This window comes from Halomonas sp. ND22Bw (assembly GCF_003011945.1).
GTDB classification, from domain to species: domain Bacteria; phylum Pseudomonadota; class Gammaproteobacteria; order Pseudomonadales; family Halomonadaceae; genus Halomonas; species Halomonas halophila.
In genome coordinates, this window is sequence record NZ_PXWD01000020.1 from 12847 (window position 1) to 36406 (window position 23560).

At 68.4% G+C, this 23560-nt stretch carries 17 protein-coding genes; 6 read left to right on the forward strand and 11 right to left on the reverse strand.

The window, feature by feature from the left end:
* Positions 1-12 precede the first annotated feature (12 nt).
* From CVH10_RS16535 to CVH10_RS16550, 4 genes are read right to left on the reverse strand one after another with little or no spacing between them, the layout of a single operon-like run.
* The gene (locus CVH10_RS16535; RefSeq protein ID WP_369335838.1) at positions 13-2760 is read right to left on the reverse strand and encodes a histidine kinase dimerization/phospho-acceptor domain-containing protein; all 2748 of its coding nucleotides are present in this window, start codon (positions 2758-2760) and stop codon (positions 13-15) included.
* The gene (locus tag CVH10_RS16540; RefSeq protein ID WP_106489290.1) at positions 2757-2945 is read right to left on the reverse strand and encodes a hypothetical protein; all 189 of its coding nucleotides are present in this window, start codon (positions 2943-2945) and stop codon (positions 2757-2759) included. The genes CVH10_RS16535 and CVH10_RS16540 overlap by 4 nt, the downstream gene beginning before the upstream one ends.
* On the reverse strand, positions 2942-5008 hold the full coding sequence (locus CVH10_RS16545; RefSeq protein ID WP_106489291.1) for a 3'-5' exonuclease: 2067 nt from the start codon (positions 5006-5008) through the stop codon (positions 2942-2944). Before CVH10_RS16545 ends, CVH10_RS16540 begins: the two co-directional genes overlap by 4 nt.
* A complete protein-coding gene (locus CVH10_RS16550; protein ID WP_035598155.1) occupies positions 5005-5388 on the reverse strand; it encodes a response regulator transcription factor in 384 nt (127 codons plus the stop codon). Before CVH10_RS16550 ends, CVH10_RS16545 begins: the two co-directional genes overlap by 4 nt.
* 124 nt (positions 5389-5512) lie before the next feature.
* Between CVH10_RS16550 and CVH10_RS16555 the strand changes: the two genes are divergently transcribed.
* Entirely contained in the window at positions 5513-6190 is a 678-nt protein-coding gene (locus CVH10_RS16555) for a glutathione S-transferase family protein (protein ID WP_106489292.1), read from the forward strand.
* Between the two features lie 18 nt (positions 6191-6208).
* Here the strand turns inward: CVH10_RS16555 and CVH10_RS16560 are convergent, their stop codons facing one another.
* The 7 genes from CVH10_RS16560 to CVH10_RS16590 form a co-directional block, all read right to left on the reverse strand.
* Entirely contained in the window at positions 6209-6973 is a 765-nt protein-coding gene (locus CVH10_RS16560; protein ID WP_106489293.1) for a YdcF family protein, read from the reverse strand.
* A 55-nt stretch (positions 6974-7028) separates the two neighbouring features.
* A complete protein-coding gene (nth, locus tag CVH10_RS16565; RefSeq protein ID WP_035598146.1) occupies positions 7029-7664 on the reverse strand; it encodes an endonuclease III in 636 nt (211 codons plus the stop codon).
* Positions 7665-7685: 21 nt separating this feature from the next.
* Positions 7686-8702, reverse strand: a complete 1017-nt coding sequence (locus tag CVH10_RS16570; RefSeq protein WP_106489294.1) for an RnfABCDGE type electron transport complex subunit B — start codon at positions 8700-8702, stop codon at positions 7686-7688.
* A 7-nt stretch (positions 8703-8709) separates the two neighbouring features.
* Positions 8710-10746 (reverse strand): methionine--tRNA ligase, encoded by a 2037-nt coding sequence (metG, locus tag CVH10_RS16575; protein ID WP_106489295.1) that lies wholly within the window; start codon positions 10744-10746, stop codon positions 8710-8712.
* Positions 10747-10954: 208 nt separating this feature from the next.
* Positions 10955-13084 carry an EAL domain-containing protein gene (locus tag CVH10_RS16580; protein WP_181244432.1) on the reverse strand — a complete coding sequence of 710 codons (2130 nt, stop codon included), beginning with the start codon at positions 13082-13084 and terminating at the stop codon, positions 10955-10957.
* 135 nt (positions 13085-13219) lie between these two features.
* Positions 13220-14713 carry a tRNA uracil 4-sulfurtransferase ThiI gene (gene thiI / locus CVH10_RS16585; RefSeq protein WP_106489297.1) on the reverse strand — a complete coding sequence of 498 codons (1494 nt, stop codon included), beginning with the start codon at positions 14711-14713 and terminating at the stop codon, positions 13220-13222.
* Between the two features lie 121 nt (positions 14714-14834).
* Positions 14835-15116: a hypothetical protein gene (locus tag CVH10_RS16590; RefSeq protein ID WP_016855562.1), complete on the reverse strand. Its 282-nt coding sequence runs from the start codon at positions 15114-15116 to the stop codon at positions 14835-14837.
* A gap of 509 nt (positions 15117-15625) precedes the next feature.
* Between CVH10_RS16590 and CVH10_RS16595 the strand changes: the two genes are divergently transcribed.
* The 5 genes from CVH10_RS16595 to CVH10_RS16615 form a co-directional block, all read left to right on the forward strand.
* The gene (locus CVH10_RS16595) at positions 15626-17380 is read left to right on the forward strand and encodes a TolC family outer membrane protein (RefSeq protein ID WP_035598136.1); all 1755 of its coding nucleotides are present in this window, start codon (positions 15626-15628) and stop codon (positions 17378-17380) included.
* 71 nt (positions 17381-17451) lie between these two features.
* Positions 17452-19623, forward strand: coding sequence for a type I secretion system permease/ATPase (locus tag CVH10_RS16600; protein WP_106489298.1), 2172 nt, complete (start codon positions 17452-17454; stop codon positions 19621-19623).
* Entirely contained in the window at positions 19620-21047 is a 1428-nt protein-coding gene (locus CVH10_RS16605; RefSeq protein WP_035598130.1) for an HlyD family type I secretion periplasmic adaptor subunit, read from the forward strand. The genes CVH10_RS16600 and CVH10_RS16605 overlap by 4 nt, the downstream gene beginning before the upstream one ends.
* On the forward strand, positions 21047-21658 hold the full coding sequence (locus tag CVH10_RS16610; protein WP_035598127.1) for a response regulator transcription factor: 612 nt from the start codon (positions 21047-21049) through the stop codon (positions 21656-21658). Before CVH10_RS16605 ends, CVH10_RS16610 begins: the two co-directional genes overlap by 1 nt.
* Before the next feature lie 157 nt (positions 21659-21815).
* A partial coding sequence (locus CVH10_RS16615) for a retention module-containing protein (RefSeq protein ID WP_146142947.1) occupies positions 21816-23560 on the forward strand: 1745 nt, incomplete at its 3' end.

The window sequence follows — 23560 nt, forward strand, 5'->3', positions numbered from 1 at the left end:
GACAGCAGCATGTCAGTCGTGAGTCGGCGACATGGCCGGTGCCTCCGGCAGCTCCATCACCAGACAGGCGCCGCCGAGCGTCGGGGCGTCTTCCACCCCCAGCCGGCCGCCCAGGTGGGCGACGATGCCGCGGGATATCGGCAGGCCCAGCCCGCTGCCCCGAGGGCGGGCGCGGGGCGCGCCGTCGCCCTGGTGCTGGATCTGGTGGAACTTCTCGAACACCCGCTCGCGCTCGACCTCGGCGATGCCGGGGCCGTTGTCCTCCACGGCCAGCCGAAAGCCGCGCTTGTGGCGGGTCAGCGCCAGGCGCACGCGCGGGTCGGTATCGTCGGCGAACTTGCCGGCATTGTCGAGCAGGTTGATGATCACCTGTTCCAGCCGGTCGGGGTCGCCGATCACCGGCGCGGCGTCCACCTCGAGGGCCGTGTCCAGGGTCACGCCACGCGCTTCCAGGGGGCGCTGTACCGCCTCGATGCCCCGCTGTGTCAGCTCGGCCAGGTCGAGCCGCTCTGGCTGCAGCGTCAGCCGACCGCTTTCCAGCCGGGCCAGGTCGAGGATCTCCTCGATCAGTCGCGACAGGCGCTGGCTCTCGCGCACCACCACCTCGAGGAAGTGCTCGCGCTTGTCGTCGGGCAGGTCGCGATGGTCGCGCAGGATCTCGGCGAAGGCGCGGATCGAGGTCAGCGGCGTCCTCAGCTCGTGGCTGACCATGGCCACGAATTCGTCCTTGAGGCGGTCGAGCTCACGTAGCCGGTCGTTGGCGTCGCGCAACGCTTCACCGGCGCGCTCGAGCTCGCGGGACTTCTGCGCCAGGCGGCGGTTCATCTCCAGGGTCTCGGAGGTGGTGTCGAGCACGCTCAGCAGCGCCGGCAGGTCGAGGGCTTCGCCGCGCACCACCGAGTCGATCAGCACCCGGGCCGAAGCGCTGCCGAGTGCCCCGGCCAGCGCCCGCTCGGCCCGTGCCACCAGTGCCGCCGAGGCGGGACGGTCGGCCTCCTGGTCGGGTTCCTCGGCGAACACTCTGGCGGCGGTGGCCGCGCCCAGGTAGCGTTCGAGCAGGGCGCGCAGCTCGCCACGCGGCGTGTCACCGGCGTGCCCCATCGAGGCCTGGTCGAGACGGGGATGCAGCGCCTCGGTGAACAGCGCGGCCTGGGTCTGCTCCAGCGGCGACTGGCGCGTGAACAGCGAGACGCCGACCAGCAGGCCGACGTTGGCGATCAGGCTCCACAGCAGCGCGTGGGTATAGATGTCCCAGCCCTCGAGCCCGAACAGCGCATAGGGTCGGAGCCAATCGACACCTAAGGGGCCGTCGGCCAGGAAGCCGGCGTCGAGCCAGCCGGACTGAGCGAAGCCCGGGATCAGCAGCGTCCAGGCCCACACCGCGAAGCCGGCGGCGAGGCCGAGGCCGGCGCCCAGGCGGTTGGCCCCGCGCCAGTAGAGGCCGATCAGCAGCGCCGGGGTGAACTGCGCGGCGGCGGCGAAGGACACCAGACCGATGGTGACCAGGCTGTAGGCGTCGCCGACCAGCGCATGATAGCCGTAGCCCAGCAGCAGGATGGCCAGGATGGCCAGACGCCGCACGCCGAGCACCCAGCCGGCCAGTGCGCCCCGGCCGCCGCGGGGCAGCCGGCGGGTGCGCAGCAGCAGCGGCATCACCAGCTGGTTGCTGACCATGGTGGAGAGCGCGATGGTCTCGACGATCATCATGCCGGTGGCCGCCGACAGGCCGCCGATGAACACCAGCAGCGGCAGCCCTTCGGCGCCGGCGGCCAGCGGCAGGGTCAGCACGAAGCCGTCCGGGTCGCCGCCGCTGCCTTCCAGCAGACCGGCCAGGGCGATGGGCAGCACGAACAGGTTGATCGCCAGCAGGTAGAGCGGAAACAGCCAGGCCGCCCGGGTGATGTGTCGCTCGTCGACGTTCTCCACCACCATGACCTGGAACTGGCGCGGCAGGCCGAGGAAGGCCAGGAAGGCCAGCGCCAGGGTGCCGACCCAGCCGAGCGCGCCGCCCGGCACCGCCGCCAGCCCCAGCACCTCGAGCAGTGCCGGACTGTCGCCGACCCGGGCGAACAGGTCGCCGGGCCCGCGATAGAGCGCGAAGACCGTGAACACGCCGACCGCCAGGAAGGCCGTGAGCTTGATCAGCGATTCGAAGGCGATGGCGGCGACCATGCCCTCGTGGCGCTCGCTGGCGTCCAGATGGCGGGTGCCGAACAGAATGATGAAGACCGCCAGCACCAGCGCCACCCAGAACGACTTGTCGGCCCAGAAGGCGGCGCTCTCGGCGCTGCCGCCGGTGGCCTCGGGGTAGCCGACCAGCACCGCGTGACTGACGGTGATGGCCTTGAGCTGCAGGGCGATGTAGGGGGTGATGCCGATCAGCGCGATCAGCGCCACCAGGGCGCCGAGCCCGCTGCTCTTGCCGTAGCGGGCGCTGATGAAATCGGCGATCGAGGTGAGGCGCTGGGCCCGGGCGATGCGCACCATCTTGCGGGTCACGAAGGGCGCCAGCAGCATGGCCAGCGTCGGGCCGAGATAGATCAGCAGGAAGCTGGGACCGGTCTCGGCCGCCCGGCCGACGCTGCCGTAGAAGGTCCAGGCGGTGCAGTAGACGGCGATCGACAGCGCATAGATGGTGGGCGAGCCGATGATGGAGCGGCCGCGTTCGGCGCGACGGTCGCCCCAGGCGGCGATCACGAACAGCAGCGCCAGGTAGCCGAAGGCCACGCCCAGCACGGTCCACTCGCCGCGCAGGCTCATTCCCGGTGCCCGCCTTCCAGCAGCCAGGCGGCCATCGCGATCACCGCGCCCCAGGCGAGGAACACGTAGAGGGTCAGGGCGCCAGGCCCCAGTCGCCCGGTGATCAGCAGCAGCGGCGGGGCGAACAGCATGGTGGCCAGCACGACCAGGGCGATCAGGCGTTCCTTGCGACGGCGCGGCATCATGAGGCGCTGGCGTCCTCCCGGTCGAAGGCGCTGGCTTGCAGAGCCAGCACGGCGTCCAGGGTGTCGATGCTCCGGGCCTCGAGCCTCGGCAGCAGGGCCAGCCATAGCTCGGCGGTGACCCGGGCATCGCCCAGGGCGGTGTGCCGGCTGCCCGGCGGGAAGCTCAGCCCGTAGCGCTCGGCCAGTGAATCCAGATCGTGGCCGTCGAGACTCGGGTCCAGCCCCCGGGAGATCAGCAGGGTGTCGAGCACCGGCATGTCGAGGCGCACGCCGCCGTCGGTCGGTTGCAGCGCCAGCAGGTCGAAGGCGGCGTTGTGGGCCAGCAGCACGGCATCGCCGACGTAATCGCGAAAGCGCGGCAGGGCGACGGAGGCGGGTGGCGCGCCGGCCACGTCGGCGTCGGTCAGGCCGTGGATGGCGGTGCTGGCGGGCGGAATCGGCCGGCCGGGATCGACGCGAAGGTCGAAGGTCTCGCTGGCCAGCAGCCGGGCGTTGACGATGCGGCAGGCGCCGATGCTGATCACCCGGTCACCGCGTCGCAGCTCCAGGCCGGTGGTCTCGGTATCGCAGGCGACCACCTCCAGCGCGCGCAGCGGGCGAGCGGCGAGCTCGGCGTCCGGCGGCGGCAGTTCGGCGATGCCGAAGTCGTGGAATTCGGGCCGTGGCGGCTGGGCCGGCCGAGGGCCACCCACGCGCTCCAGCGTGGGCAGCGGCAGCCGCAGGCGAGCGTGAGCGCCGTCTTCATCGGCCAGGCTCCAGGCATCGCTGGCATGCTGGCGCAGCACCTCGCCGAGGGTCGGGGCCAGCGGCAGGGCCTCGAGGCGCTCGCCTCGCCAGGCCGACAGATCGCGTTCGCTGAGCGGTGAGCCTTTCCAGCACAGGTCGAGGTAGGCGCGCTGGTTGCCGAGGCAGACCTCACCGTCGAAGCGTGTCTCGCCGGTGCGCTCGGCCAGCCGGGTCAGCAGCCTGTGCAGGGCCTCGAGCAGCACCGGGGCGTCGCCCTTGAGCCAGGCGGGCATGCCCACCGGCGTGAGGGACGGGCCTCGTTCGGGCAAGCGCTCGGCGAGTGCCGCCCACAGGTCGTTGGACCACAGCGGCGACAGGCGCTCGGCCTGTCGCTGCTGGGCGTCGAGGGTATCGCCGAGCCGCTCCAGTCCCTCGGCCAGGCCGCGCCCTTCCTCGTCGACGACCGCGGCCAGGCGGCGACGCAGGGCCTCGCTGTCGGCGCCGGACAGATGTGCCAGGGCATCGGCGGCGCTGGTCAGGCCGGCGCCGTGGCGACGCAGGGCCGGCAGCAGCTCGGCCAGGGCCGCTCCGGCGCCGAGCTCGTTGTGCCAGGCGGCGGTGGCATCCACCAGCGTCAGCAGGGTCTCGCCCTGGCTCTCGGGGATGCGTCTCAGGGTGGCGCGCAGCCAGCGTTCGTCGTGGGGCACCAGCACTTCACGGGGCGTGGCGTCGCCCGGCAGCTGGCGCAGCGCGTCCTGCAGGCTGTCGGCAGGCAGCAGCCCGTCCAGTCGCTTGCCGAGCCCCAGACAGGGGGTATCGGCGAACAACGCCTCGGCGGCGGGGTTGAACAGCAGCAGCCGGCGGTGGCGATCGCAGAGCAGCAGCGGGGTGTCCAGCACCTGCAGCAGGGCCTCGAGCTCCTGGCGGATGCGGGCGGCGCTGCGCGCGCCTTCGGCGCGGGCGTTGCCCAGCCGGGCGCGATCGTCGCGCCAGGCCTCGCGGATGCGCACCAGATCGGGACCCAGGCCGCTCAGCCATCCTTCCGGCGGGTAGTCGTCCTGGGCATCCGGGTTGGCCACCAGGCGTGCCAGCTGTACCTGAAGATGGCGCAGCGGCGCGAACAGCCGGCGCTCAAGGATCAGGCCGACCAGGAAGATGGTGCCGCCGCCGGAGAGGCTGCCGGCCCATAGCGCCCAGCGGGCCGGGCCTTGCGGCCCGAGCAGGCCGTCCAGCCACAGGGCGAACAGGGCGCCGCCCAGCAGGCTCACGCCGCTGAGCAGCAGCCACAGCCCGATCAGGGTCTGGCGCCGCGGCGGGCCGGTACGCCGCCGCGTCATGGTGCCTCCCGCTCGGAGTCGTTCAGCAGCGCTTCGACGCGCTCGACCAGCTCGCGGGTCGAGAAGGGCTTGGTGACATAGTCGTCGGCGCCCAGGGCCAGCCCCTTCTCGCGTTCCACCTCACGGCCGTGGGCGGTGAGCATGATGATCGGCAGTCGGGCGAGGTCGGGGTCTGCGCGCAGGCGTTCCAGCACGTCGAACCCGCCGATGCCCGGCAGGCTGATATCGAGCAGCACCAGGTCCGGGGTCGCCTCGGCGACACGGGCCAGCGCCGTCTCGCCGTCCGCCGCGGTCGCCACCTCGAAGCCGGCCTGCCGCATCAGAAACTCCAGCGACAGGACGATATTGGGTTCGTCGTCCACCACCAGCACCTTGCGCATGCCACTCCCCCTCTGGACGCATCAACCCGCTGTTTCCCCAAGTCTAGTGGCGGCGCGGAAGGGGGCAAAGACGACCTTGGGCCAAGCCCGTTACACTGGTCGTCCACGACAGGGAGGACGACGCATGATTCGTGTGCATCATCTGGAGAACTCGCGTTCCCAGCGCGTGCTGTGGCTGCTGGAGGAGCTGGGTGTCGATTATGAGCTGGTCGTTTATCGGCGTGATCCCGAGACCATGCTGGCCCCGGCCTCATTGAAGGAGGTGCATCCGCTGGGCAAGTCGCCGGTGATCACCGACGAAGCGCGCGGCGGGCGGGCCATCGCCGAGTCCGGGGCGATCATCGAATATCTGCTCGAGCATCACGATGCCGACGGCCGGCTGGCGCCGCCGGCCGGCAGCGATGAGCGCGAGCGTTATCGCTTCTGGCTGCACCATGCCGAGGGCTCGGCGATGCCGCCGTTGGTGATGCGGCTGGTGTTCTCGCGCCTCGGCAAGCCGCCGGTGCCGGCCCTGGTGCGGCCGCTGGGGCGTCAGTTCGCCAAGGGCGTGGAGCAGAACTTCCTCGGCCCGCGCATCACCGAGCTGCGCGACTACTGGGAGGCCGAGCTCGAGGGGGCGAGCTGGTTCGCCGGCGAGGCCTTCTCGGCGGCGGACATCCAGATGAGCTTCCCGGTGCTGGCCCTGGAGAGCCGCGGCGGGCTCGCGTCGTCGCCACGGCTGAAGGACTTCCTGGCCCGTTGCCGCGAGCGGCCGGGGTATCGGAAGGCGATCGAGCGCGGCGGGGAGTTCTCGCTGGGGTAAGGGCCCGGGGCGGGCGATTCAGGGCAGGAGCCTGGCCTTGAGCCATCCTTCACCGCGTCCCAGCCATTCGTGCAGGGCGCGGGCGCTCTGATGCAGGTGGTAGGCGCTGGGGCGCCAGGCCGCGAGGCCCTCGGCGGGCGGGCTGGCGAACTCGGTCGGGGCCGGCGTCACGCTCAGGCCCGCTCGCTCGAACTCGGCCGTGGCTCGGGGTAGGTGCCAGGCCTGGGACACCAGCGCAACATGGTCGATGCCCTCGGCCGAGAGCATCTCGGCGCTGTGCCGGGCATTTTCCGCGGTATTGGCACTGCGGCCTTCCCGCCAGCGGACCGGCACGTCGAACACCTCGCGCAGGGCGGCCGCCATCAGGCTGGCCTCGGCGCTGTGTTCGTCATGGACCCGACCGCCGCTGACCAGGATCGGCAGGCCGCTCTGGCGATGCAGCCAGGCACCGTAGGCCAGGCGCCGCCAGCTGGCGTTGGACGGGGCGTCGCCCCAGCCGAATTCCGGCGCGTCGTAGTCACGGCCGCCGCCGAGGATCACGATGGCGCTTGCTCGCTCCCCCTGGGCACCGTCCATGAGAGCGCTGATGGCAAGCGGCTGAGGCTCCAGCCCCTGACGCAGGGCATGGCTGACCGTCGGGGTGGCGAGCACGACCAGGCTGCCCAGACCCAGCGCGACCAGCAGCCCGCCGATCACATGCAGGCGCATCCACAGCAGGCCGCCGACCAGGATCAGCCAGGCGTTGAGCAGCGGAGGCAGCAGCAGCGACTCGAGCAGGGCCATGCAGCGTCTCCCTCGCCGGTCGTGTCCGGCGCGTCAGGCCGTGAGTGAAGCGTGACTAGAGTTCCACCTTGTCCGGAAATTCGCACAGATCCTCGATCACGCAACTGCCGCAGCGCGGCTTGCGGGCCACGCAGGTGTAGCGGCCGTGCAGGATCAGCCAGTGGTGGGCGTCCTGGCGGAAGGCCTTGGGGACGTGGCGAAGCAGCTTCTGCTCCACCTCGACCACGTCCTTGCCCTTGGCGATGCCGGTGCGGTTGGAGACCCGGAAGATATGGGTGTCCACGGCGATGGTCGGCTCACCGAAGGCGGTGTTGAGGATGACGTTGGCGGTCTTGCGGCCGACGCCGGGCAGCGCCTCGAGCGCCTTGCGGGTCCGCGGAACCTCGCCGTCGTGCTGCTCCACCAGGATGCGGCAGGTCTTCATCAGGTTCTCGGCCTTGGTGTTGTACAGGCCGATGGTCTTGATGTGTTCCTTCAGGCCGTCCAGGCCCAGCTCGAGGATGGCGGCCGGGGTGTTGGCCACCGGAAACAGCCGGTCGGTGGCCTTGTTGACGCCCACGTCGGTGGCCTGGGCCGACAACAGCACCGCGGCCAGCAGCTCGAAGGGCGTCGACCAGTTGAGCTCGGTGGTGGGCTCGGGGTTGTGCTCGCGCAGGCGGGCGAAGATCTCGTGGCGTTTCTGGGCGTTCATGGCGTCACGGCTGAGGGGCGGTCAATGGGAGGCACGCGCGTCGGCGAGCATGCGCTCGGCACGCTCGATCTGTTCGTGGGCGGCGGCGATGGCCTCGTCGTCGCGCTGGCGTTCGGCGTGAGCCAGCTGCTGGCGGGCGCGACGTCTGGCCTGTTCGGCAGCATGGATGGCGAAGCGACGCTGACGCTCGGCCTGCCGCGCGCTCTTGCCCGCATCGTCGTTCGATGCCTGGGTGCCATCGGCCCCCGCGAGCTGGCGATCGATGTCGGCCAGGCGCTGGCGAAGCTCCGCGTCGCGACGGTCGAGCTCGTCGCGCTTGTCGGGCGCGAGATCGCTCGCCTGGCGCTGGCGATCCAGTCGCTTGAGGCTGGCGACCAGGCTGACCCGGCTGGCGCGCAGGGCACTGGAGGACGCTGCCGGGGCCTGGGGCTGCGTCGCCTTGGGCGCCTGAGGTTGGGCCTGACGTGGAGACCGGGGCGGCGCGGCCTGTCTGGCGCTGCGCTGGCGCCGCCGTTCACGCCTGGCGTCTTCCTCGCGGACTAGACGCGCGTTGCGCGCCTCGAAGCGGCGACGGCCGCGCTCGGCGCGCCGGGCCAGGTAGGCGTCCTGCTCGGCCTCGCCGTCGGCGGCCTGCCAGTCCGGATGCGGCAGCAGGTCGATGCAGTCGACCGGGCAGGGGGCCACGCAGAGTTCGCAGCCGGTGCATTCGGCCTCGATCACCGTGTGCATGTGCTTGGCGGCGCCGAGGATGGCGTCCACCGGGCAGGCCTGGATGCACTTGGTGCAGCCGATGCACTCGGCCTCGCGAATCCGCGCCACCAGCGGCGACTGGGCGGGCTGCTCCAGCGGCACCTCGGCACGGCCGGTCAGCTCGGCCAGCCGCACCACGGTGGCCTGGCCGCCGGGCGGGCAGCGGTTGATCGCTTCGCCTTCCGCGATGGCCTGGGCGTAGGGACGACAGCCGTCGTGGCCGCACTTGCCGCACTGGGTCTGCGGCAAGGCGGCGTCGACGGCCTCGATCAGGGCGGGCTGCGTCATGCCCGGTTCAGCTCACGCGCTGGCCGGGCTGGGCGCCGGAGTGAGGCTCCAGCAGGTAGATGCCGTCGTCGTCGCCGGCGGCCAGCACCATGCCTTCGGAGACGCCGAAGCGCATCTTGCGCGGCGCGAGGTTGGCGACCATCACCGTCAGGTGACCTTCCAGGGCCTCCGGGGCGTAGGCCTTGCGGATGCCGGCGAAGACGTTGCGCGTCTCGCCGCCCAGGTCCAGGGTCAGCTGGAGCAGCTTGTCGGCGCCCTCGACGTATTCCGCCTTGGCGATGCGGGCGATGCGCAGGTCGACCTTGGCGAAGTCGCCGAAGTCGATCGTCTCGGCGATGGGATTGTCGGCCAGCGGCCCCTTGGGGGTGTCCTTGAGCTTCTGTTCTTCCACCAGATCCTCCTTGGACGCCTCGATCATGGCGTCGATGCGATCACGCTCGACCCGGGTCATCAGCGGCTTGAACTTGGCGATCTCGTGGTCCACCAGCAGCTCCTGGCGGCTGTCCCAGGCCAGGGAGTCGAGCTTCAGGAAGGCGCGGGCGCCTTCGGCCATCTCGGGCAGTACCGGGGCCAGGTAGACCATCAGCTGGCGGAACAGGTTGATGCCCACCGAGCAGATGTCGAGCACTTCCTGCTCGCGGCCTTCCTGCTTGGCCAGCACCCAGGGCTCGGCCTCGGCAATGTAGGTGTTGGCCTCGTCGGCGAGCTCCATCACCTTGCGCATGGCGCGGCCGAACTCGCGGGCCTCGAAAGACTCGGCGATCTCGTCGCCGGCAGCGACGAAGCGGGCGACGCGCTGGGGCTCGGCGCAGTGGGCCGAGAGCTTGCCGCCGCCAAGCTTCTTGACGAAGCCGGCGCAGCGGCTGGCGATGTTGACGACCTTGCCGACCAGGTCCGAGTTCACGCGCTGGGCGAAGTCCTCGAGGTTGAGGTCCAGGTCATCGACGCCGGCGGTCAGCTTGGCGGCGAAGTAGTAGCGCAGGTACTCGGGGTTCAGATGCTCGGCGTAGGTCGCGGCCTTGATGAAGGTGCCGCGCGACTTGGACATCTTGGCGCCGTTGACGGTGACGAAGCCGTGGCAGTTCACCGCGGTCGGCGTGCGCATGCCGGCGCCGTGCAGCATGGCCGGCCAGAACAGGGCGTGGAAGTAGACGATGTCCTTGCCGATGAAGTGATAGACCTCGGCGTCGGAGTCCTCGCGCCAGTAGGCGTCGAAGTCGAGACCCTCGCGCTCGCAGAGGTTCTTGAAGCTGGCCAGGTAGCCGATGGGCGCGTCGAGCCAGACGTAGAAGTACTTGCCCGGGGCGTCGGGGATCTCGAAGCCGAAGTAGGGCGCATCGCGGGAGATGTCCCACTCGTTGAAGCCGGACTCGAACCACTCCATCAGCTTGTTGCGGATCTGCGGCTGGACGTGGTCGTCGTCGATCCAGCCCTGCAGGAAGGCCGCGAAGTCGGGCAGCTTGAAGAAGTAGTGCGTGGAGCTGCGGACTTCCGGGGTGGCACCGGAGATCGCCGAGACCGGGTCGATCAGCTCGGCCGGGGTGTAGGTGGCGCCGCAGGCCTCGCAGTTGTCGCCGTACTGATCCTCGGCCTTGCACTTCGGGCAGGTGCCCTTGATGAAGCGGTCGGCCAGGAACAGGCCCTTCTCCGGATCGTACATCTGCTCGATGTCGCGGGTGGCGATGTGCCCCTGATCGCGCAGCCGGGTGTAGATCAGCTCGCTGAAGTGGCGGTTTTCCTCGGAGTGGGTCGAGTGATAGTTGTCGAAGGCCACCCCGAAGCGCGAGAAGTCGGCCTGGTGTTCCTGGCTGACGCGGTCGATCAGCGCCTGGGAGGTGATGCCCTCCTGTTCGGCGCGCAGCATGATGGCGGTGCCGTGGGCATCGTCGGCGCAGACGTAGTGGCAGTCATGACCGCGGCTCTTCTGGAAGCGCACCCAGATGTCGGTCTGGATGTATTCCAGCAGGTGGCCCAGGTGGATGGCGCCGTTGGCGTAGGGCAGGGCGCTGGTGACCAGGATCTTGCGCGGGGCGATGTTCGACATGGTGGCTCAGAGGTTCCCGTAGACGTGGAGCACGGCGGCCGACTCGACGCCTGGGCGAAGTCGAGGCCGTCATGCGGATATCCGTGAAATCAGGCCCGGATTGTAGCATTTTCCTCGCCGGCTGCATCCGCCCTGGCCCTTGCCGGCTCGGGCTCGGGCCGGGCCTCCAGGAGGCCGGGGGATGGCGTGTCGAGCGTGAGCGGGGTGGTCAGTGAGGCCCCTTGGCCCGGCTCGCCACCCAGGGCGGGATGCGTTCGGCGGGCATGGGGCGGGCGATGGCATAGCCCTGGGCCTGGGAGGCGCCCAGCTCGAGCAGACGCTGGCAGTGTGCGGGTGACTCGGCGCCTTCGGCGATCACGTCGAGCCCGAGTCGTGCGCCGATCTGGATGATGCTCTGGACGAGGGCGGCGTCGCGCTCGTCCTTCAGGATGGCGCCGACGAAGCGCTTGTCGATCTTGAGGGCGTCGATGGGCAGCTCGCGCAGATGCGCCAGCGACGAGTAGCCGGTGCCGAAGTCGTCCAGGGCGATGCACAGGCCCGAGTGGCGGCAATGCTGGAGCGTACGGGTGATGGCGTCGAGATCCGCCACGGCGGCGCTTTCCTGGAACTCTATCTCCAGCAGGCGCCGGTCCAGCCCGGGGTGGCGCGCCAGGGCCGCCGTCAGCCGATCGCAGAACTCGGGCAGGGCCAGGTCGTTGGCGCTGGCGTTGAAGCTGATGCGCAGGGCGAGCCCCTGGCGCTGCCAGTCCGCGAGCTGATGCAGGACCCGTTCGACCACCCAGTCGCCGAGAGGCGCCTCGAGACGACTGCCGAGCAGCTGGGGCAGGAAATCATCGGGTTCCAGAAGTCCATGCTCGGGATGCTCCCAGCGAATCAGGGCCTCGAGACCACAGGCCTCGCCGCTGAGCAGATTGACCCTGGGCTGATAGTGGAGCCGGAACTCGCCGTCACGGAAGGCCTGTTCGAGGCGGTCCAGGCGCCGACGGCCGGGCGACCAATCCTCGCGCTCTTCGGGATCGAACAGGGCATAGCGGTTCTTGCCGCCGCGCTTGGCGCAATACATGGCCTGATCGGCATGGCGCAGCAGGATGCCCGCCTCCGCATCGTCCTGGGGAAACAGGGTGATGCCGATGCTGGTGGAGATGCGTACCAGCGAGTCGTCCAGGGGGATGGGCCTGGCGATGAGGTAGCGGACTCGCTCGACGATCCGCAGGCATTCCTCGCGGTCCTCCAGGTCAGTCAGCAGCAGGGCGAACTCGTCGCCGCCCAGCCGGGCGAGCACATCATCGGCGCGAATGGCCTCGCGTAATCGTTGGCCGATCGTGATCAGCACCTGGTCGCCAGCCGCATGGCCCAGGCGGTCATTGATCGGCTTGAAGCCGTCCAGATCGAGGAAGCACACCGCCAGCAGCGTGTCGTCACGACGGGCCCTTGGCAGCGCGTCCGCGAGGTGTTCGGCGAAGTGGCGGCGATTGGGCAGCTCGGTCAGCACGTCGTGTCGTGCCAGGTGGCGCAGTTCGTCCTGGTGGCGCTTGAGATGGGTGATGTCGGAGAAGGTGGCGACGTAGTGGAGTGCCCGGCCCTGGTCATCACGTACCACAGAGGCCGAGAGCATGAGCGGGTAGGCCTCGCCGCTGCGCCGGTAACCGACGATCTCGCCCTTCCAGCTGTCTTCCACGTCCAGGTGGCGGCAGATCGCCTCGTAGGTTTCCGCGTTGTGCTGTGCGGTGCCCAGCATGCCGGGGGTCAGGCCCAGCACGTCCTGCCTGGCATAGCCGGTGATGCGAGTGAAGGCAGCGTTGGTGTCGCAGATGCGCCGCTCGGCATCGGTGATCATGATGGCGTCGGAGCTTGACTCGAAGACGCTGGCGGCGAGACGCCGCTGGTTCTCCGCCTGGCGCTGTTCGGTGATGTCGTGGCCGATGCAGATCATGCCGCCGCACGGCAGGGCGACGTTGGCCCACAGGGTGGTGAGTCGTCGCCCTTCGCGGGTCGTCGGTGTCCACTCGCGAAACCGCGAGCCGTCAATGGACGACAGGCCGGCCACGACCGCCCGGTATTCCGCCGGATCGGGATAGAACAGCGCCAGCGGGTTGGGGTGGTTCATCACCTCATCGGCCGTCCAGCCGAAGACCCGTTCGCACTGATGGTTCCAGAGGATGCAGTGCCCCTGTTCATCGAAACCGTCGATCATGATCGGGGCATGACCGAACAGTCGCTCGACCAGCGCCAGCACGTCATCGCGCCATTCGCCCGGTCCCGCGGATGCCTCGAGTGTCTCGAGGGTATCGGCGAGGTGAGCGAGCGGGTGACGCCTGGACGGCGGATTGGAACCCATATCCATATCAGGCAACCCACGGAGTGAAGTGTCCTCACTATAGTGGGACGCCGCGGGGCCTGCCTCGGTCTGGAGCAGGAGATCGCTCCATCGACGACTCGTAAAATAGGACTAGCGTACGCCGGGACCGGGACCTCAGGCGTCGGGTCGGTGCTGATAGACGCCGAAGTGATGCAGGCCGCGGTCGGCGAGGTGAAGCGCCTGCATGCGGCTCATCACACCCTGGTCGCAGTACAGCAGGTAGTGCCGGTCCGTATCGAGCTCGGCGGCGCGATCCTGCAGCTCGTAGAACGGAATCTCGATCAGCGGCACCTGAGCGGCTGCTTCGGGCAGCGTCAGGGGCGCGGCTTCGCGCTCGTCGGCGCGGCGGATGTCGATGATGCAGGGCGTGTCGAGCGAGGTGAGCTCCTCGGGCGTCTGCACCATCGAGACCTCGGCCGGCGCAGGCTCGCGCTCCAGCACCTCGTCGATGCGCTTGATGATCGCCGCCTCGATGGCGTCGTCGAGCACCCGGTCGTCGAAGTCGCGCTCGGCCGCCAGCACGTCGTCCAGCGGCGCCTTGTTGTGCGGTCGCCGCGAGATCACGCCGCAGTACTCGGGCATCGATTCGGCGATGCGAGCGGTGTCTATCTGCCGTGCCCGGTCGATGATGTCCTGCTTGTCGTCGGTGAGCACCGGGCGCAGGATCGGTCGCTCGCTGACGTCGTCGATCACCGCCAGGTTGGCCAGGGTCTGGCTGGAGACCTGGGCGATGGCCTCGCCGGTGACCAGTGCCGGGATACGCAGCCGCTGCGCCATGCGGTTGGCGGCGCGGATCATCAGCCGCTTGAGCACCACGCCCATCAGGCCATCCGGAATGGTGCGCAGGATCTCGCCCACCACGCCATCGAAGGGCACCGAGATGAACTTCACCTTGTGGGAAACGCCGTAGCGTGCCCAGAGATGGTGGCTGACCTCGCGCACGCCGGTCTCGTGGGCCGGGCCGCCCAGGTTGAAGAACAGGAAATGGGTCTTCACGCCGCGGCGGATCATCTTCCAGGCCGCCACCGGTGAATCGAAGCCGCCGGACATCAGCGCCAGGGCCTGCCCCTGCACGCCCAGCGGATAGCCGCCGAGTCCCTTCCAGCGTGCCCGGATCACCTGCAGGCGCCGATCGTTGAGCTCCACCGGCACCACCACCTCGGGGTGCTTGAGGTCGACGCGGGCATTCGGGGTGGCTTCCAGCAGGCGGCCGCCGAGGTAACGTTCCATGTCCGCCGAGGTGAAGTCGTGTTCACCGCGGCGCTTGGCCTGGACCCGGAAGCTGTGTCCGGCGATCACCGGGCTCCATAGCGGCACGATATGCTCGGCGGCCTGTTCCAGCGACTCGAAGCGTACTTCCTCGGTGGCCAGCACCTGCTGGATGCCGGGAATGCGGGTGAGGCTGTCTTCGATGGCGGCCGTGGTGTCGTCATCGAGGCCTTCCGGCAGGCGCACCCGAATGGCGTCCCACTGATCCTTGACCCGCACCCGGTCGTCCAGGCGACGCAGAGTGTTACGGATATTGGCCGTCAGGCAGCGCGTCATCTGCTGGCGTACCGAACGGGACTTGATGGTGATCTCGGGATGAAGCTTGAGGAGATAGAGCATGCGAGGCGGCGTTGAAGCGAGGCGTGGAAAAAGGGCGCGCATTGTACCAGCTGGGGGGAAGGCGCGCAGGTCGAGGGAGGCGATGCCGCGGAAGTGTCCCTCGACCCGATGCGGAGTGGCCTCAGTAGAGGGCCTGCTCCTCCCGCACCACTTCCTTGAGCAGTTCCAGGAACAGCCGGTCGGCCTCGGAGTGCTCCTTGGGATCTTCCGGGATGTGCACGCTGGTGGTGTCGGAAATCTCGTTGGCGATCTGGGCCATGACCTGGGTCTGGTCGCCCTCGCCGAGACGCTCGCGGGCGATCGTCAGCGACTGTTCGAGGATCTTGGGGTCCTGCAGCAGCTTCTTGATGAAGCTGCGTAGCTCATTGATGACACGAGTCTTCTGGATCTCCGATGACGACATGCCGATTCTCCTTGGGCGGGCCGTGTGACTGATGCTGCTGACGATAGCACGTTTGGGCTTTCCGGTGAGAGCGGGCGTGGCATCGGCCTCTTTGTAAGCCATGGATTATATTGTGGTAAGCAAATTTCATACATAAACACCATGGCGTCATACTGGCGTATCGTGGGCTTTTGGTTACTATATGTTACAGAGCGTGTGTTAATACGTTCTTCGCAGGGGCTGATCTTTTCGCATGATGGCCTTGACGCCCAAGAAAGGATCAAGTTCGCCATAGGCGGAGCTTGCCTGACCAGGGCCGGCTCTTGCCGGCGGCACAACGACGAATAAATAACAGCCGTGCTCGACCGATGCCGGCTCAGCAAGGGGTGGGAACTGTCATGAAACGCACGAGCGTCACATTGTCTTCGCGCGTCGCGCGAGCGCGCATCGTCCGCGGTCTTGCCGTGGGGACAGGCCTCGCCCTGTTGCCCATTGCTTCGGCCGTCGCCCAGTCCTTGCCTCAGGGGCTGATGTCTCCGGGGTCCAGTGATCTGCAACGTGTCGTGCAGCAAGCGATCAGCACCAATCCCGAGGTGCAGGCGGCCTGGCGCGAGCTTCGGGCCTCGGGGCAGGATCGGCGTGCCGCCTGGGGGAATTACCTGCCCAGCGTGGACGTCAACGCCGGGGTGGGGCAGGAGGATCGCGAGCACGACGGTCGTGGCAGCTACGATACCGACTACGCCGAGGTGGCGCTGACGCAGATGATCTATGACGGTTTCGCCACCAGTAGCGAGGTGGAGCGTCTCGATCGGGCCGAGCTGGTGCGCTACTACGAGCTGCTCGGGGCCAGCGAGGAGGTCTCCCTGGAGGCGGTGCGGGCTTATCTGGACGTGCAGCGCTACCGGGAACTGGTCCGCCTGGCGCAGGATAACTACGCCAAGCACCTGGAAGTCTTCAACCAGATCGAAGAGCGCACGCTCTCCGGGGCGGGGCGTGGGGTCGATCTCGAGCAGATCAGCGGACGCCTGGCGCTGGCCGAATCCAACCTGATGACCGAGGCCTCCAACCTGCATGACGTGACGGCTCGCTACCAGCGTATCGTCGGCGACCTGCCGGCGGCCTCGCTGGCGCCGGCGCCGGACTTCGCCGGTCGCCTGCCCGCCGATGTGGCGTCGGCGCTGGATCTGGCCTTCCAGGGCAATCCCGAGTTCCATGCCGCCATCGAGAACATCGCGGCCTCTCGGGCGGCACGGAGCGGCGAGCGCTCCGCCTTCCATCCGACGCTCGACCTGGTCGCTCGCACCGGCACCTACAAGGATAGCGACAGCGGTACCCTCGACGACGTCGACGAGCGTCAGGACCGCAGCAGCATCGAGCTGGTGGCGAGCATGAACCTCTATCGCGGCGGCAGCGACCTGGCCAGCTTCCGTGCCGCCAGCGAACGGGTCGAGCAGGCCATCAACCTGCGCGAGAAGGCCTGCGTCGACGTGCGCCAGACCACCCAGATCGCCTACAACGACACCCAGCGGCTGCGCGAGCAGCTCGATTACCTGAACCAGCATCGCCTCTCCACCGACCGCGTGCGAGGCGCCTACCAGCAGCAGTTCGACATCGGCCAGCGCAGCCTGCTGGACGTGCTGGATACCGAGAACGAGTACTTCGAGGCCAGCCGCGCCTATGCCAATGCCAGCTATGATGTGGACCTGGCCGACGCCCGCACCCTGGCTGCCATGGGCCAGCTGATGCAGACCCTGGAGGTGCGTCGCGACGACATGCCGACCCTGGCCGAGCTCGGCAGCGATGGGGTCTCCCTCGACCCCGAGACGATCTGTCCGTCTCCGGGGCCCACCGGCTTCACCCTGGCCGACTTCACCGGCGGCATCACGGCGCCGCCGACCCGCGCGCCGGACGTCACGCTCTCGGCGGACGCCCTGTTCGAGATCAACAGCGCCGAACTGAGCATGGCATCGCGCGATGAGCTGCGTCAGCTCGCCGAGCAGATCCGTGGCCGCAATGACCTGGTGCGCGTCTACATCGCCGGTCATGCCGATGCCACCGGCAATGACGCCATCAACGACCCGCTGTCTCGGCGTCGTGCCCGGAGCGTCGGCGACTACCTGGTGAGTCAGGGCGTGGACGCCTCGCTGATCCAGACCGAAGGCTTCGGCTCTCGCCGGCCCGTGGCCACCAACGACACCGTCGAGGGGCGTCGCCAGAACCGTCGTGTGGAGGTCACCCTGGAGCGTGCCGGGGAGAATCTCGACATGGCCGCCTATCGGCCCTAGGACGTGAGGTGGGTGTCGGTCGGGCCCGGCTCGACCGACGTCGCTCTATCGTCTCTACGCAGGGGTGAGAATTGACACAACGTGAAGCGCTCGATGATGGCAGCGGGGCCAGGTCTGCCGTTCAGGACGAGCTGCTCGAATGCCTGCAGAGCATTGCGCTGGCCCACGAACATGACGTCAGCGCCGATGCCTTGACGGCGGGCCTGCCGCTGGAGGAAGGGCGCCTGACGCCTGGCATCTTTCCGCGTGCCGCCGCCCGTGCCGGGCTGTCGGCGCGGATCGTTCGTTCGCGTCTGGTACAGCTCAATCCCGCGCTGTTTCCCGCCGTACTGCTGCTCGAGCCGGGGCGCGCCTGCGTGCTGCTGGCGCTGGATCTCAAGGCGCGCCGTGCCCGGGTGATCTTCCCGGAGCTCGGCGAGGCGGAAACCGAGGTCGACCTGGACGGCCTTCAGGCCAGCTACAGCGGCCAGGCCATCTATGTCAGGCCACGCTTTCGCTTCGATGCCCGCGGCCCCGAGGTCGAGCGCAAGCGCGACCGACACTGGTTCTGGGGCGTCATCCGCGAGAACCGCCGGCTCTACCGCGACGTGCTCGCCGGGTCGGTGGTGATCAACCTCTTCGCGCTGGCCATGCCGCTGTTCGTGCTCAACGTCTACGATCGCGTGGTGCCCAATCATGCCACCGAGTCGCTATGGGTGCTGGCGATCGGCGTCTTCGTGGTGCTGTGCTTCGATCTGGCGCTTCGGCTGATGCGTGGCGCCTTCGTGGACCTGGCCGCGAGCCGGGCCGACGTCAAGCTCTCGTCGTCGCTGATGTCGCAGGTGCTCGGCCTCAGGATGTCCGCGCGGCCGTCATCCACCGGGTCCTTCGCCGCCATGCTGCAGTCCTTCGAGTCGGTGCGCGCCTTCATCGGTTCGGCCACGGTGGTCGGGCTGGTCGACCTGCCGTTCGTGCTGCTGTTCGCCGCCATCATCGCCCTGATCGGCCCGCCGCTGGTGATTCCGGTGCTGGTGGGTGTCGTCTTCGTGCTGCTCTATGCGCTGGCGGCCCAGGGCAAGCTGCACGAGCTGTCCGAGACCACCTGGCGTGCCAGCGCCCAGCGCAATGCCACGCTGGTCGAGTCGATCTCGCAGCTCGAGACCCTGAAGGCGCTGCGCGGCGAGAGCCGGGTGCAGGGCATCTGGGAGCGGGCCTCGGCCTTTCTCTCGCGGACTACCGCCCAGCTGCGCCTGATCAGCTCCTCGGTGAGCAGCGTGGCGCTGTGGACGCAGCACAGCGTGGCGGTGGCGGTCGTCATCACGGGGGTCTATCTGATCATCGCTGGCGAGCTGACCCAGGGCGGGCTGATCGCGGCCTACCTGCTGTCGTCGCGGGCCATGGCGCCGGTGAGCCAGGCCGCGGCGCTGCTGGCCCAGTATCACCAGGCCTCCACGGCCCTGCGCTCACTGGATGGGGTGATGGCGCTGCCGGTGGAGCGCGACGAGGCTCGGCCGTACATCGATCGCCCGGTGGTGCAGGGCGAGCTGCGCTTCGACAAGGTCGCCTTTCGCTATCCCGACGAGCAGCGCGATGCGCTGCGTGAGGTCTCGCTGACCCTCGAGGCCGGCGAGAAGGTCGGCGTGCTCGGGCGAGTGGGGTGCGGCAAGACCACGCTGCACAAGCTGCTGCTGGGACTCTACGAACCCGACGCCGGCGCGGTGCGGCTGGATGGCGTGGACGTGCGTCAGTACGACCCCGTCCAGCTGCGGCGGCATTTCGGCTATGTGCCCCAGGACGTCACGCTGTTTCATGGCTCGTTGCGCGCCAATATCCTGGCCGGTGCCGGCAGCGACGGTGTCGATGACGAATCCCTGCTGAGGGCCATTCGGCTCAGCGGCCTCTCCGGTCTGGTCGACGGCCATCCGGAGGGGATCGACCTCGACGTAGGCGAGCGTGGCCAGCGCCTGTCCGGAGGACAGCGTCAGCAGGTGGCGATCGCCCGGGCGCTGGTGCACGACCCGCAGGTACTGTTGCTCGACGAGCCCACCAGCGCCATGGACCATTCCTCCGAGGAGGCGCTCAAGGCCAGTTTGCAGGAGGTGGCGGCGGGCAAGACGATGCTCATCGTGACCCACCGCACGTCATTGCTGTCGCTGGTGGATCGCATCGTGGTTATCGATGCGGGCAGGGTGGTGGCCGATGGGCCGCGGGACAAGGTGATCGAGGCCCTGCGCAAGGGGCAGATCGGGAGGGCCGGCACATGACCGACCGTTCCCGTACCTCCGAGCAGCGTGGCTTCGAGGCCATCGGCCGCTTCTCCGAGACCGGCGGCAAGCCGTTTCGTCCCTTCATCGACAGGCTGTTCTCGCGGCGCGTCACGTCCGCGCACCTGGATCGCGACTGGGCCAGCGATGCGGACTGGGCGCGGCTCCAGCAGGAGCCGCTGCGCGCGCGCCTGATGCTCTATACCGTGGTGCTGGCCGTGGCCGCCCTGATCGTGTGGGCGGCCTTCGCGCCGCTGGATGAGGTGACGCGAGGCGCCGGCCGGGTGATCCCCTCCAGCCAGCTGCAGAAGGTCCAGTCCTTCGATGGCGGCGTCGTGCAGGAGATCCTGGTCGAGGAGGGTGAAACGGTGTCCCAGGGGCAGCTGCTGATGCGCATCGACCCGACGCGTTTCGTGGCCAACTTCCGCGAGAACCGGGCCAAGGCCGAATCGCTGGAGGCACGAGTGGAGCGCTTGCGCGCCCTGGTCACCGATGAGCCCTTCACGCCGTCGCGGGAACTGCTCGAGGAGGCACCCGACATCGTTGCCCAGGAGCGTGAGCTGTACCGCAACAACCTCGAGGCGCTGGAAGAACAGAAGAGCATCCTCGAGGAGCAGCTGTCCCAGCGGCGTGCGGAGCTGGATGAAGCCCGCTCTCGGCGCGACACGGCCGCGCGGGAGCTGGGCATGGCCGGGCGCGAACTGAACCTGACCCGACCGCTGCTGGATTCCGGAGCGGTTTCCGAGGTCGAGGTGCTGCGGCTTCAGCGTGAGGTGACGCGCGCCCGGGGGCAACGCGACCAGGCCGCGGCTCAGGTCGAGCGCCTGGAATCCTCCATCGAGGAAGCGCAGTCGAAGCTGCGCGAGGTCACGCTCGAGAAGCGCAACGAGTGGCGCGGGGAGTTGTCCCGGACCATGGCGGAGCTGGCGGCGTTGGATGAATCCAGTGCAGGCCTGCAGGATCGCGTGAGGCTGGCGGAGATTCGCTCGCCTGTGGATGGCATCGTCCAGCGCCTGACCCTCAATACCCTCGGTGGCGTGGTGCAGCCGGGACAGGAAGTGGTCGAGATCGTCCCCACTGCGGATGCCCTGCTGGTCGAGGCGCGTATCGCGCCGCAGGATATCGCCTTCCTGCGGCCCGGCCAGCCGGCCACCATCAAGCTGACGGCGTATGACTTCGCCATCTATGGGGGGCTGGAGGCCGAGCTGGTGCACATCAGCCCCGATACCATCACCGATGACGAGGGCGATACCTTCTATCTGGTGCGGGTCCGTACCCTGGAAGGCGGCAGCGAGCACCAGAGACTGGACGTGATACCGGGGATGACCGCACAGGTGGATATCCTGACCGGCAAGCGCACGGTGATGCAGTACCTGCTCAAGCCGGTGCTGAGAGGCTGGCAGGATGCGCTGGGAGAACGTTGATGAAGCAGATCTTCGTATGTCGTGAGAGCGTCTTGATGCCGCGCTGGCGCGAGGCCTTCCCTGATGCGCGCTGCCTCGACGAGACCTTTGCCCTGGAAATGGCATCCGCCGAGGTCCAGGCCTGGGTGGTCATACAGGGAGACACCTGGCCGGTGCTGGTGCGGCAGCTGGCGCAGCAGGGGGCGATCGTCAGTGTGTTGAGCTATGCGCCGGACTCGCGCGAGGCGACCCAGGCCCTCGAGGCCGGTGCGCGGGGCTATGCTCATGCGCTGTCCCCTCCCGAGCTGCTGAGCCAGATGGCCCTGGTCACGGCCCATCAGGGCATCTGGGTGGGGCCCGAGCTCATGGCCCAGGTGGTGGGAGGAGCCTATCGCGCGCTCGGCGGGGAAGAGAGGCTACGCGAAGAGATGCTCGACCGCCTGACCCAGCGTGAGCGTGCCGTGGCGGTGGCCGTGGCGGAGGGCAACAGCAACAAGGCGGTGGCCCGTCTGCTGGGGATCACCGAGCGCACCGTCAAGGCGCATCTCGGTGCCGTGTTCCGCAAGCTCGAGGTGCGCGACCGCATGCAGCTCGTGCTCAAGCTGTCCCATCAGGAACAGAGCGTGACTTGAGCCCTGCCCTGGCGGGTGTTCAGTCCTGCCTCGTTACTTTCTGTTACCTGTCCTTCGGTCCAATACCGGGGGACTGGCCCCTGACCTAGTGTGATGTCATTAGCCACCGGCGTATTCGCGGCAAATGCCGGTTGATGTGACTCCTCAGGGGAAATGAATGATGACCATCGCCACCGTGGTATCCATTACCGGCCAGGCCTGGGCGCGCGACGCCGACGGCAACCTCCGTGAGCTCAGCGTCGGCGACGCGCTTCAGGAAGGAGAGACCCTGGTCACGTCCGATGGTGGGCGAGCCGTGCTGGATTTCGGCGATGGTCTCGAGCCGGCCGTCATCGCCGGTAGTGAAGAGGTCGTGATGACGCCGGACCTTGCGCCGGATCAGGCGACGGCCAGCGAGGAGGCCAGCGCCCAGGATGGGGATATCGCCGCGTTGCTGGCGGCCATCGACGAGGGCGAGGGTGATCTGCTCGAAGGGCTCGATGCCACTGCGGCCGGCGGTGCCGGTGGTGCGGGCGGCGGCGACAGCGGTCACGGCTTCGTGCGTCTGCTGCGCATCAGCGAAAACGTCAGCCCGCTGGCCTTCAACTACGGCGCCAATTCACTCGAGGGGCCGAACCAGGTCGAGTTCGACCCGGCCCTCGTCGCCGAGGAGGACGACTCGCCGACGGTCGATACCCAGGATCTCAACGGCGATGGCGATGTGGTCTGGGAGTCTGCACTGTCTGATGGCAGCGGTGGCGGCAGCCTGACGGCCAGCGGCGCCTTCCAGATCGATACCGGCGTGGATGCACTCGACCTGATCGAAGTGCAGGATGCCAGTGGCGTCTGGATCCCGATCTCTGGCAATGGCACGAACGTGCAGGGTGCCTACGGCACGCTGACGGTGAATACCGACGGCAGTTGGACGTACACGCTGGACGACAACACCCTGGACCATGACGGCGTCGATCAGACCGGCGCGGCCGACCAGGTGCAGGATGCCTTCGCGGTACGAGTCACTGACGACGACGGTGACGTCTCGCCGGAAGCGACCCTGACCATCGACGTCAATGACGACGGCCCGGTGGCCGTCGACGATACCGTGACCGACGAGGTGCCCGAGGATGGCAGCGTCGACATCGATGTCTTCGCCAATGACACCGCCGGGGCCGACGGTGTGGATCTGCAGAGCGGCGTCGGCGTAGCCTCGCAACCCGGCAAGGGCACGGTAACGTACAACGGCGATGGCACCTTCACCTATCAGGCCAATCCCGGCGCCGAAGGCGCCGACAGCTTCACCTACACCATCACCGACGCCGATGGCGATACCGACACGGCGACGGTGAACCTGACCATCGCCGAGGATTCCACCCCCCAGGTCGTGACGCTCGGCATTCGTGCCGAAGGCAACATGGTGTGGGAATCAGCGCTGCCCGATGGCAGTGGTGGCGGCACCACGACGATCAGCGGTACGCCGGAGATCGATACCGGTAACGACCAGCTGGCGCTGATCGAGGTCAAGGACGTCAATGGCGAATGGATCGCGATCGAGGAGGATGGCACCGAGGTGCAAGGCACCTATGGCATCGTGACCGTCGACACCGACGGCAGCTGGCAGTATGTGCTGAGCGATAACACCTTGGACCATGATGTCAGCAATGCCGTCGGCACCAACGATCAGGTGCAGGAACAGTTCGATGTACGCTTCACCGACGACGATGGTGACGTCTCCGATCCCGCGACGCTGACCATCGACGTCAATGACGATGGGCCGACGGCCAACGCCGACACCAACGACGTGGGCGAGGGCGGCAGCGTCAGCGGCAATGTGCTGACCGACGGCACCGCCGACGAATTCGGCGCCGACGGCGCCGAGGCCAATGGCGGCGTGATCGGGGTACGCGCAGCCGGGGGCGATACCAC